This is a genomic window from Nocardiopsis sp. NPDC006938, assembly GCF_042869555.1.
Lineage (GTDB): Bacteria > Actinomycetota > Actinomycetes > Streptosporangiales > Streptosporangiaceae > Nocardiopsis.
The window spans coordinates 183,430-195,433 of the sequence record NZ_JBIAGA010000011.1; the positions used below are offsets into that span (position 1 = coordinate 183,430).

Consider the following 12,004-nt stretch of genomic DNA (forward strand, 5'->3'; position numbering starts at 1 on the left):
GTCACCGCTTCAGGGAGATGGTGACGGCCTCGCCGTCGTCATCGTCGCCCGACCCCTCGTCCCGCCGCACCCGGCCGTCGCCGCCCACGCGCAGCGAGGTCGGCTCGGCCACCGCCGGAGGCGTGGCCTCCTCGGCCACGTTCACCATGCTGTGCGCGGCCATCACCATGTACTCCCAGAGCTGGCGCTCCAGGACCTCGGGCAGGTCCAGGGAGTCCACGGCGTCACGCATGTGCCGGAGCCACAGGTCCCGCTCGGCCGCACCGATCCGGAACGGCACGTGGCGCATACGCAGGCGCGGATGGCCGCGCTGCTCGTTGTAGGTGCGGGGGCCTCCCCAGTACTGGACGAGGAACAGGCGCAGCCGCTCCTCGGCGGGTCCCAGGTCCTCCTCCGGGTACATGGGCCGCAGCACGGGGTCGTCGGCGACGCCCTCGTAGAAACGGCGGACCAGGCGGGTGAAGGTCTCCTCACCGCCCACGGCCTCGTAGAACGTCATTTGGGCGGGCTGTTCGCCCGCGCTCTGGTGGTCATCACGCGCGGAAGTCATCGCCCCCAGGGTATGCCACGCCCGGGCCCCCTCCCCTGGCCGATCCGGGAGGCGAGGGTCCGCGCCCCGCACCGGCGGACGGAGGGGCTCGCGCACGACCGGAGTCGGCGCCTCCGGGGCCGGGACACCGGTACGCGCGAGGGCCCCGCCGCCCGGAGGTCTCCGGTCGACGGGGCCCGACGTTCGTCCCGCGACTAGTCGCGGGTGAGCTTGCGGTGGGTGACCGCGTGCGGGCGCGCGGCCTCCGGGCCGAGGCGCTCGATCTTGTTCTTCTCGTAGGACTCGAAGTTGCCCTCGAACCAGAACCAGGAAGAGCCGCCCTCCCAGGCCAGGATGTGGGTCGCGACGCGGTCCAGGAACCAGCGGTCGTGGGAGGTGATCACGGCGCAGCCCGGGAAGTCCAGGATGGCGTTCTCCAGCGAACCGAGGGTCTCTACGTCCAGGTCGTTGGTGGGCTCGTCCAGGAGCAGCAGGTTGCCGCCCTGCTTGAGGGTGAGCGCCAGGTTGACCCGGTTGCGCTCGCCACCGGAGAGCACACCGGCGGACTTCTGCTGGTCGGAGCCCTTGAAACCGAAGGCGGCGACGTAGGCACGGCTGGGGATCTCGACCTTGCCGACCTCGATGAAGGTCTCACCGTCCGAGATGGTCTCCCAGACGTTCTTGGAGTCGTCGATCCGGCCCCGATACTGGTCGACGTAGGAGATGTCGACCGTGTCGCCCACGGTGATCTTGCCCTCGTCGGGGGCCTCCTCGCCGACGATCATCTTGAACAGGGTCGTCTTACCGACACCGTTGGGGCCGATGATGCCGACGATGCCGTTGGGCGGCAGCGAGAAGCTGAGGTCCTCGATGAGGACCCGGTCGTCGAAGCCCTTGGTGAGGTTCTTGACCTCGACCACCGTGTTGCCCAGACGCGGACCCGGCGGGATCTGGATCTCCTCGAAGTCCAGCTTGCGGGTCTTGTCCGCCTCGGCCGCCATCTCCTCGTAGCGGGCCAGGCGCGACTTGCTCTTGGTCTGGCGGGCCTTGGCGTTGGAGCGGACCCACTCCAACTCGTCCTTGAGGCGCTTGGCCTTCTTGGCGTCCTTTTGCCCCTCGACCTTGAGACGGGTCTGCTTGGTCTCCAGGTAGGTGCTGTAGTTGCCCTCGTAGGGGTAGAACTGGCCGCGGTCCAGCTCCAGAATCCACGTGGCCACGTGGTCGAGGAAGTACCTGTCGTGAGTGATCGCGATGATGGTGCCCGCGTACTTCGACAGGTGCTGCTCCAACCAGTTCACGCTCTCGGCGTCCAGGTGGTTGGTGGGCTCGTCCAACAGCAGGAGGTCGGGGGCCTCCAGCAGGAGCTTGCAGAGCGCGACACGGCGCTTCTCGCCACCGGACAGCTGGGTGACGGAGGCGTCACCGGGCGGGCAGCGCAGGGCGTCCATGGCCTGGGCCAACTGGCTGTCCAGGTCCCAGGCGTTGCGGTGGTCGAGCTGTTCCTGGAGCTTGCCCATCTCTTCGAGAAGGTCGTCGGAGTAGTCCGTCGCCATCTTCTCGGCGATCTCGTTGAAGCGGTTGAGCATCGACTTGGTCTCGGCGACGCCGTCCTCGACGTTCTCCAGGACCGTCTTGCTCTCGTCGAGCTTCGGTTCCTGGGCGAGCAGACCCACGGTGAACCCGGGCATGAGCCGCGCCTCACCGTTGGACGGCTGCTCGATGCCGGCCATGATCTTCAGCAGCGTCGACTTACCGGCACCGTTCGGGCCAACGACACCGATCTTGGCTCCGGGCAGGAACGACCCCGAAACGTTGTCAAGGACGACCTTGTCGCCGTGCGCCTTGCGCACGTTTTGCATGGTGTAGATGTGCTCCGCCATGCCTCCAAGCCTAGGGCGTCCCGGCCGGTGCCCCCGCCATCGCGGGCGTTCGGGGCCGGGGGCGTACCGCACGGGAGGGGCCTGTCCGCGGGACGGCGGCGGCCCGCGCGAGGCGGCCCCGGCACGGGCCGGGGCGGTTCTGTCGGGGTCGGCCGGTTCCTCCCCCTCCGTCCGGGAGGAGAGGAACCCCCGCCAGCGGTCGGCGGGCAGGCCCGCGCGCAGGGCGCGGTCCATGAGCACCGCCATGGCGTAACCGGGATCGGCCGCCAGGGCCACGTCCAGGGCCGCCCGGGCCAGGCCGAGGTCGTCGTGCTGCCAGGCGGCCACGGCCAGCAGGGAGGCCGGCGCGGGGAGGTGGCGCCCGGGAACGTGGCGGACCACGCGGGACCACAGCCGGACGTGGTGCCGGGCGGTCTCCGGTGTGATGCGGGTCCACACCGCGTCCCGTACCCGGACCCGGCTGAGGTGGACGCCCAACCGGGCGAGCGCCGCCGGGTCGGTGACCCGTCGCCGCACCTCTCGCGCCAGGTACTCCAGCACCTCGGCTCGGCGCCCGTCGTCCGTCAGGGAGCGGGAGCGCGAAGCCCCCTCCTCGGCCGCCGCCTCCCGTTCGACCTCGGCCCGAGCGGCCTCCCCCGCGCGCCCCACCAGGAACCGCACCCGTTCGGAGGGCCCCGATCGGGCGGGTACCAGTCCGCGCACCACCGCCTCGGCCGGAACGGGGGACGTGTGCGGGTCGAAGCGCGTTCCTTCGGCGGGGCAGCAGTCGGTGTCGCGACACAGGTAGGACCAGTAACGGTCGCCGGACGCACGGAGCGCCTCCAGGACGGGCAGACCCCGGGCACGGGACTCCCGCAGGAGCGCGCGCACGTGCGGGGTGACCCGCGCCGAGTGGCCGAAGGCCGCGACCAGGAGCGCCCCGCCGTCCTCGGCGAGCGCGGCGTCCACCGCCGCACGGCCGCCGCGCTCGGGGGACAGGACGCGGTCCAGGTGGTCGATCCCGCCGTACAGGACCCCGCGGACGCGCCCCTGTCGCAGCACCAGTGCCACCACCGCGTCGTCCAGTGGCTGGTTCACCAGGTAGGGCAGGGCCGCGAGCAGGTCGGTGGGGGTACGCAGGCTCAGGGGGGCTCGGGCGGGGTCGTCGTCGGGGCCTGGGGAGGGGGTGTGCTGTTCACCGGGCATGCTTCCACGTTCGGTCACCGCGGGCCCGGACGCAACCGGCCCGGCGGCGCCTGTGGACAACCGCGCCGCGCCGTGGTCCGGCCTCGCGGCCCTCCCCGTGTCGGCGGGTCAGGACGGGTCGCCCGGGCTGGTGGCCGGGTCGGTGACCTGTCCCTCCCGGGGGCCGGGGATCTGGCCGCTCACCTCGGCTCGTCCGGCGGGGAGGCACACGCGGTCGCGGCCGGTCTCCTTGGCCCGGTAGAGCGCGAGGTCGGCCGCTGTCAGCAGTTCGACGAGGTCGTTGCCGTGGTCCCCGGCGACGGCCACCCCGATGGAGATGGTGATGGAGACCTGGACGTCGTCCACGGCGATCTCCATCCGCCCCACCTGGGAGCGCAGCCGCTCCGCCGCCTGCCAGGCCTCGGCCGTGTCGGCGCCGGGGAGCAGGACCACGAACTCCTCGCCGCCGAAGCGCCCGAGCAGGTCGGACTGGCGCAGCTGCTGGGCGATGGTGGTCGCGACGCCGAGCAGGACCTGGTCGCCGAAGAGGTGCCCGTGGCTGTCGTTCACCCGCTTGAAGTGGTCGATGTCCACGATGAGGACCGCGGCCCGTCCGCGTGTGGCACGGGCCCGGTTGATCTCGGCCGCGGCCTCCTGCTCCCAGGTGGGCGCGTTGAGCAAACCGGTCTTGGGGTCGGTCCGCGCGGCGGTCTGCAACTGCTGGTAGACCAGGCTCCGTTGCAGCAGCAGGACCGGCGGCACCGCTATGACCAGGAGGAACATCGACAACTGGGCGAGGATGGCGACCGTGACGCCGACACATAATTCGGCGGAGTCCACCAGGAAGGCCTCCCGGTCCCACATGCCGCGCACGTGGTCCGAGCCGCCGCTGAGCCTGGTTCCCAGGAACACCAGGACCGTGTTCATGACGGTGAACCCGGCGCAGCAGGCCAGGGCCAGCATCACGCCGCCGAGGGAGAGCAGCGCCTTGTGCGCGTCGGGGGACCCACTGATCCCCGCGACCAGACCCTCCTGAGCCCCGTGCCAGGCCACCGAGGCGAGGAAGCCGGACACGCCGATGGCGGCGGCGTTGAACACGCGCCGGTGCGGTAGGGAGCGTCTGATCCGGCGCTGGAGCAGGAGGTAGACGGGGACGGGGACGAGGAGCGAGTACACCGGGGGCAGGAGGAGCATCGCGGGGAACCACCAGGCCCCCAGGAGGTCGCGGGTGATCCCGGCGGGAAGGTCGATACGGCGGATCGCCTCGACGCACACCACCGCGGAGACCACCAGGGCGAGCAGGAGCGAGAGGTCGGCGACGGTGGGGACCGTCTGCGCGGCGGCCACCCCGAACAGGAACAACGCGAGGAAGACCAGGAAGAACAGGTATACGACCAGCCCCAGGGGCTGTTGGAAGACCGGCCAGGTCCGACGCTCCCCGAGGGGGGTGCCCCCGGTCGCCGCCGGTTTCTCCGAGATGCTCACCGCTCCCTCCTCCCTCCCTGTGCCACCTTCGCCCTCCGGACCCCGACACCCGGCTCTGATGCGCTCACCGCCCCTCACGGTTCTCCCTTCGACGAACCGGACTCGCCCCGAGTTCCCTGACGATGCCACTCGGTCACCGGGAAAGCCACACGTTCTCCCTGGTCGACGACGAGAAGATGCGCCTCCCTCACTTTACATTACTTTGGGTAATAACTTAATCGCCGATTGTATGCGACTCGCAGAGTGAGGCTACCTTAGTTGTCACGCTGCGTTCTCGGGTGATTGGCTAGCGTCACCACCTGGGGCGTGCCGCCAGCGGAGGCCTCCGGCTGCGACCAGAAGCCGATCGGCCCGTCTGTCGCCGCCCGCCACGCCGGCCGCCCGAGGATTCGGCCGCACCCGGCACCCGATACCAACCGAAGGAGCACCGCATGTCCAAGAAGGTCGTTCACTGGATCTAGGTCCCTCCGGGACACACGAAGGGGGCGGCCGGTCCATACCGTCCGCCCCCGTTACGCGCGGGTGCCGGGCCTCAGCCCCTGATCCCGCACACGTCGTCCGCCCGGCCACCCGGGCGGGCCGAACTCACTCCTGTACCCGCGCCACCTCGTAGGCGGCCCGGAAGGCCCGGTAGCGGGCCAGCTCCTCCTCCATCGGTGCCACGACCCGCGTCCCGGCGATCTCCCGCACCCGTGTCTGGGCCGCGCGCTCCACCTCCTCGCGGCGCTGGACGGCGGCGACCTCCACGAGGTTGCCGCAGCCCACACCGGTGAGCCAACCCACCAGGAGCCCCGCGACCACCACACTGCCCGCGTAGAGGATGAAGACGGGGTCGTCGAACACCCGCAACCCCGTGATCCCGCCACCGAGCCAGCTCGACAGGGCCACCACCGCCCAGGCGGCTCCCGCTCCGGCCAGCGCGAGCAGCGCGTACTGCGCCGCCCTGGCCATGCGCCACCACGACGGACTGCGGTCGGGGTCGCCCACGGCCCCGGCGACCGCCTCACCGAGCTCGGCGGGCAGTTCGGACACACCGCTCCGGGCCGCGGCGCGCATCCGGCGCCGCCACGGGCCGGGCATCCCCTCGGACACCCGGTCGGCCGCCTCGCCCAGGGCGGTCTCCAGTTCGGCCTCCTGCGCGTCGACCGGGCCGCCCACACCCGGTTCGTCCCGGCGCAGGAAGTCCAGCTGCACCACGGCGAGCGGGTCCTTGCGCAGCCGGGCCGCGCGCCGGGCCACCGGCCAGCCGACCCGGCGCTTGCCGCGCCGGACGTCGTTGGTCTCCACGACGTCGGCGACGGCCGCGACCCCCGCGGCCCCGCTCAGGCCCTCCTGGACCTGGGCCCGCACCTCGGCGGAGACCGTCGCGGACACCTCGCCCTCACCGTAGAACTCCTCGAAGGGCACGATGACCTGGTCCAGGTCCGCGACCAGACGGTCGACCAGTGCCCGGCGCTCGGCGACCGCCTCGCCCAGGTACTCGCGCACGTCGCGGATGCCCTGCCCGGTGACGGTGGAGGTCGTGATCACCCTCGGGTGGACCCCGGACTCCGTCTCCAGGAGGTTGCGCAGGTCGGTGAGCAGCTCCTCCAGCTCGTCCGGGGCGACCCGGTCGACCTGGTTGAGGACCGCGACGGTGACCGCGCCGTGCCCGGCCATCTTGGCGAGGTAGCGGTGGTGGACGGCCGCGTCCGCGTACTTCTGCGGGTCGAGCACCCACACCAGCAGATCGACCGAGCCGATGAGGCGGTCGGCCTCGGCCGTGTGCATGCTGCGGACCGAGTCGTGGTCGGGCAGGTCGAGCAGGACCAGCCCGGTGAGTTCGGAGTTGCTGGTGTCCAGGACCCCGGTCCGCGAGTGGCGGTAGCGGGTGGGCACGCCCAGCCAGCTCAAGAGCGCGTCGGCCCCCTCGTGGCCCCACACACAGGCGTGTGCCTTGGAGGTGGTGGGGCGGGTGACGCCGGTCTGGGAGAGTTCGAGCCCGCACAGGGCGTTGAACAGCGAGGACTTGCCGCTTCCGGTGCCTCCGGCCAGCGCCACGACGGTGTGTTCACCGGACAGGCGCAGGCGCGCCCCGGCGTGGTCGAGCAGCTGCCCGGCCTGGCCGAGAACCGTCTCGGGAAGGTCGTCCCGGCCGAGCTCGGTGAGGGTGCTCAGGGCGTCCAGCCGTTCGATGAGTTCGGCGCGGCTGGTGGTACTGGCGGGCTGCCAGTGGTCGCTGCTGGTCGGCCGGTACTCCTCGTCCTCCTCGGGGGCGGCGCCCGACGTCGCGGGCGCGAGGGTGTCGGCGCCGATCGCCCGGAAGGCGCCCGAGACCGCCGAGGGGCCGGGAACCCGGCGCGGCAGGGGCTCGGGGTCGTCGTCGGCCACCGCCTGCCCGCCCGTCCCCTCCTGCTCGTCCGGGTCCGTGGAGACCTCCGCGAGGGGCTCCGGGGCCGCCTCCGAACCGACGACGGCACCGGCGGCGCGGGCGGCACCCTCGTCACCGAGCAGGTCGAACCCGGGGTCCACGTCATCGGCGGGCACGGTCCGGGGCCCGCTCTCCGACGCGGACCACTCGGCGTCCTCGCCCGGTTCCGCGTCCTGCGGTCCGGGGACCCATGTGGCGGTCGCGGTTCCCGCCGCGCCCGGAACCGGGAGCGACGTGCGACGTGACGCCGTCTCGTCCTCACCGGGCGGCGCGGAGTCCTCACGTTCGGGCACGTCGTCCGACCGGGCGTCGTCGCGTCCGTGCGCGCCGTCGTCGGAGCCCCGGTCGCGGGCGCCTCGGGCCCCGCGCTCGTCCCGCTCCGCGCCCTCGTCACGTCCGTGCGCGCCGTGCTCACGGTCACCGCGCGCACGCCCGCGACCGCCACGGGTGCGCGCACCCCGGTCCTCGGAGCGCTCGGTCTCCGCGGTGACCACCGGGAAGGCACCGGTGTGCCGTCCGGCGATACGGGTGTCGTCCGCGGCCTCGGTCAGGCTCCCCACCCAGCCGGCCAGGCCGTCGGGGTCGTCGTGGTCGGCACCGTCCTGGCGGCGTCGGGGCTCGGAGACCTCCGTCCCCGCCTCCCCCTCGGCCGGGGCCGCCGGGGCGCCCGTGCGCGAATGGCGGCCGAACCTGCGCTGGCGGGTCGCCGTGGACTCCTCCCCGCCGCCGGACGACCCCGCCGTCTGGGCGGCACCGGGCGCCGCGCCCGCTCCGGACGGGTCCGGGTATCCGGTGATTCCGTCGTAGGCGGGCGGGTCGTAGGCGGAGGTCTCCTCGGCCGCCCGCGCGCGCTCCTGCGCGTGCTCGGGGTGCTCGGGTACCGGCATCGTGTATCCGCGCCAGGGTCCGCCCTGCTGGCGGGCGGGCTCCTCGTCGCGCGCCGACCGCTCTCGCGCCGGAGCGGAGCCGTCGTTCCAGGGCCCGCCGACGGCGGAACCCCGGGGTGCGGACCCGTGCTCGTCCGTGCCCTGTGTGGCGGGCGCGCTCACACGCTCCTCACCCTCGGCTCGGTTCTGGTCCGTGCCGGTGTCCCCCGAGTGTGCGGGGTCCCACTGAGTTGTCATCGTGCGATCTCAAGGTTGTACGTGGCCTGATAGAGCTGGACGGCGCTGTCCTCGGACGGAACGCCCGCCTTGGACAGGGCGTGGTCGAAGGGCGCGCGCTCGTGGGAGAGCAGCCCGAGGACCCGCTGGCGCAGGTCCTCCCGGGCCGACCCGCCGATGCTGCGCAACGACTGGGCGCCGAACAGCCCCTTGAGCAGGCGCTGCGGGGACGGCCCGGAGGCGTCGGCCACGTGGGCGCCGCCACCGGAGTGGGATCGTTCGTAGCCGAGCAGGTCGACGATCAGGACGAGGGCGACGATGTCGTGGTCGAAGGTGACGAAACGGGCCACCGACCGCTTGGTGGCGCCGTTGGCGGCGGTCATCTCCGCGATACCGCGCTGCCACTCCGTGATCTCGTGTCGGACCTGCTTGGCGAGCAGGCCCCGACCCGGCTGGTCCAGGGCGCGGTCCGCCAGGGCTCCGCCGCCGGGGACCTCGCGCCACTGCTCCTCGATGCGCTCCCAGGCCCGGTCGTTGACGGAGACCACGAGGGCTTCCAGGGAGTCGCGGACGGCACGTTCCAGGGCGCCGACCCGCTGACCGCGCTCGGACTGCTCGAGGCGGCCCTTGCGCGCCTTCTTTCCGCGCAGGCGCAGGCTCTTGGCGAGCTCTCCGCTGGCCGCGACCTCCTGCCACCGGGCCAGGAGCGAACCGCGCAGCAGGGACCCGTCGCCCAGAGCCGTGTCGATCCGGTCGGCCGCGCCCGCGTAGGCGTCGTCGACGGCGGAGCCCAACGACCGGCCGGTCTCGATCTGCGCCTCCACCTGGCGGGCCAGCTCGGGCACGCGGGTACGGAAGCTGTCGATGACCCCGATGAAGGTGCGCCGCGACACCCGGTCGCGCTGCTCGGCCTCACCGGCCACGTCCGCCAGGTACTCGCGGATGTGGTCGGCGACGTTGGAGGTGAAGCGTTCCCCCTCGATCTGGTCGGTCTCGGGGATCGCGAAGCGCGCGGCGGCGCCCAGTCCGTTGGCCTCCAGCATCGCGCCGAAGTGGTCCAGGAGCTGGCGGCGCCCCTTGCGGGGCACACGGGAGAGCACGACCGCCAGCGAGGTGTCGCGGTCCCGGGCCACCTGGAGGAACTCCCACACGCGCGCGTCCGCGTACCGACCGGACGTGGTGACGAACACCCACAGGTCGGCGGCGTCCAGGAACTTGGCGGCGAACTCGTGGTGGGCGGCGACGGCGGAGTCGACGTCGGGGGTGTCGAGCAGGGCCACGCCCGGGGGCATGGCCTCGGTGGCGGCAAGCACCAGCATGCCGTCCTTGCCGGGCATGGCCAGGCCCTGCTGGCGCACCCGGGGCAGGGTCGGGATGAACGACGCCTCGCTGAACCAGTCCACGTCGGCGGGGTTGCAGGCCAGCACCGGGCTGTTGGTGGTGGGCCTGCGCACTCCGGTGGTGGTGACCTGCTCGCCGACGAGACTGTTGACCAGGGTCGACTTGCCCGCACCGGTCGAACCGGCGACGGCGATGAGCAGGGGGATGTCGGGGCGGCGCACTCGGGGCAGGACGTAGTCGGAGAGCTGGGCCAGGACGTCGGCCTGGAGCACGCGCCCCTCCTCGGCTCCGGCGAGGCCGTCGGCGAACTCCAGGTCACGGATCTGCGTGCGCAGGGTCTCCAGGACCTGTTCGAAGCGGTCGTCCTCGTGGGTGGGGGCGCGGTGCTTGGCGGGCCGCACGGGCACGGGCACGGTCGGTCCCCGGCGTTCGCCGTCGGGGCCCTCCGCTCGCGGCACGGAGGCGGGGCCCGGTGCGGCGGGCGGGGCGGAGGTTGGGTCCGGTCCGGTTCCGAACCGGTCCGAGGCACCGTCGCCCGGGGCGTTCGGTGCGGCCGACGGCCGGGTCATGATCGGTATGCCCTCCTCATCGGTAGCTGGGATTCTCCCCGTCGGCGCGGCTCTCGCGCGTCGCCACCGGGGGTCTCACTGGAGATCGCGCCCGGTTGCCAGTCGATCGGTCTCGAACTGGGCACCGGTGTGCAGTATGTCAAGATCCCGCGCAGTTTTGACCACTTCTCCGATGATCACCACGGCGGGGGGCCGCACTTGAGCCGATCGGACCGAGGCGGCGATGTCCGCCAGCGTACCCGTCACCGTTCGCTGACCCGGCAGAGTGGCCTCCTGGACCACCGCCACCGGCGTGTCCGGCGAGCGCCCGTGCCCGACGAGCGCGGCGGCGACGGCCTCGATGCGCTGGACGCCCATGAGGACGACCACGGTCCCGCCCGCCCGGGCCAGCCCGGCCCAGTCCACCGTGGAGCGTTCGTCGTCCGGTGCCACGTGCGCCGACACCACGTGCACGTCCTGTGCCACCCCCCGGTGGGTGGCGGGGATGCCGGCGCTGGCGGGAGCGGCCAGGGCGCTGGTCACCCCGGGGACGGCGATCACGGGAACCCCGGCGGCGGCGCAGGCCGCGGCCTCCTCGCCGCCCCGCCCGAAGAGGAAGGGGTCGCCGCCCTTGAGCCGGACCACGAACCTGCCCGCCCGGGCGCGCTCGACGAGGACGGAATTGATGTCGTCCTGTGTCATGGAGCGGCCGTAGGGGATCTTCGACGCGTCCACGATCTCGACGTCGGCGGGGAGGCGGTCCAGCAGCGGGGTGGGAGCCAGCCGGTCCACCACCACGACGTCGGCCTGGGAGAGGAGCTGCTGTCCGCGCACCGTGATGAGGCCGGGGTCGCCGGGGCCACCACCGACGAGGGCGACGCCGCGCAGGCGTTCGCGTCCGCGCCGGGCGTCCAGGGTGCCGTCCGCGAGCCCGTCGACGACGGCGTCGCGCAGCCCGGCGGAGCGACGGGGGTCCCCCGAGGCGACGACGCCCACGGTGACGCCGTTCGCGGAGCCGCTGGCCGGGGTCCAGGCCGAGGACGTGTGGCGGTCGTCGGCGCGCACGCACCAGATTCGAGCCGCCTCGGCCTCCTCGGCGACCGCCGCGTTGGTCCGCGGTGCGTTGGTGGCGGCGTGCACCAGCCAGTAGGCGGGGGCGTCCGGTCCGGTGACGTCGCCCGGCTCCCACGGGCGTCGGAGCCAGGTGAGGCGCCCCGCGTCGGCGAGGTCCTCCAGCGCGGCGGACGCCTCGGGCGAGACGAGGGTGACGCGGGCCCCCGCTTCCAGCAGGACGGGCACCCGTCGCTGGGCCACCCTCCCGCCCCCGACGACGAGGACGTCGCGGCCCCTCATGCGCAGGCCCAGGAGATAGGTCACGGATCGCACCCCTTCGGTCGTCCGCACCGGCCCCCGACTCCCTCGGCGGGGTGCGCGCGCGGGCGGGCCCGGCGCGCCGCCAGCGATGTTCGGTGTTGGCTTCGTCGTAGCTTGTCAACGCCGCATCACACGGAGGTAAAGGGGTGGGTTCCGCTCGGGGTGACGCG

6 protein-coding genes and 1 pseudogene are annotated in these 12,004 nt (G+C 73.0%); all 7 read right to left on the reverse strand.

Annotated elements, in window-relative coordinates:
* Position 1: 1 nt before the first annotated feature.
* Positions 2 to 550: a globin gene (locus tag ACFYL4_RS18040; protein ID WP_387519376.1), complete on the reverse strand. Its 549-nt coding sequence runs from the start codon at positions 548 to 550 to the stop codon at positions 2 to 4.
* Between the two features lie 194 nt (positions 551 to 744).
* On the reverse strand, positions 745 to 2,409 hold the full coding sequence (gene ettA, locus ACFYL4_RS18045) for an energy-dependent translational throttle protein EttA (RefSeq protein ID WP_387519429.1): 1,665 nt from the start codon (positions 2,407 to 2,409) through the stop codon (positions 745 to 747).
* A gap of 264 nt (positions 2,410 to 2,673) precedes the next feature.
* Positions 2,674 to 3,594 (reverse strand): annotated as a pseudogene (locus ACFYL4_RS18050) (DUF4192 domain-containing protein); the annotation flags it as partial.
* A gap of 108 nt (positions 3,595 to 3,702) precedes the next feature.
* Entirely contained in the window at positions 3,703 to 5,058 is a 1,356-nt protein-coding gene (locus ACFYL4_RS18055; RefSeq protein ID WP_357765736.1) for a diguanylate cyclase, read from the reverse strand.
* Between the two features lie 585 nt (positions 5,059 to 5,643).
* Positions 5,644 to 8,592 carry a GTPase gene (locus tag ACFYL4_RS18060; protein WP_387519378.1) on the reverse strand — a complete coding sequence of 983 codons (2,949 nt, stop codon included), beginning with the start codon at positions 8,590 to 8,592 and terminating at the stop codon, positions 5,644 to 5,646.
* Positions 8,589 to 10,481: a dynamin family protein gene (locus tag ACFYL4_RS18065; RefSeq protein WP_357765741.1), complete on the reverse strand. Its 1,893-nt coding sequence runs from the start codon at positions 10,479 to 10,481 to the stop codon at positions 8,589 to 8,591. The genes ACFYL4_RS18060 and ACFYL4_RS18065 overlap by 4 nt, the downstream gene beginning before the upstream one ends.
* 75 nt (positions 10,482 to 10,556) lie before the next feature.
* Complete coding sequence (gene cobA / locus ACFYL4_RS18070) at positions 10,557 to 11,837, reverse strand: uroporphyrinogen-III C-methyltransferase (protein WP_357765744.1); 1,281 nt, start codon at positions 11,835 to 11,837, stop codon at positions 10,557 to 10,559.
* Positions 11,838 to 12,004: the final 167 nt, after the last annotated feature.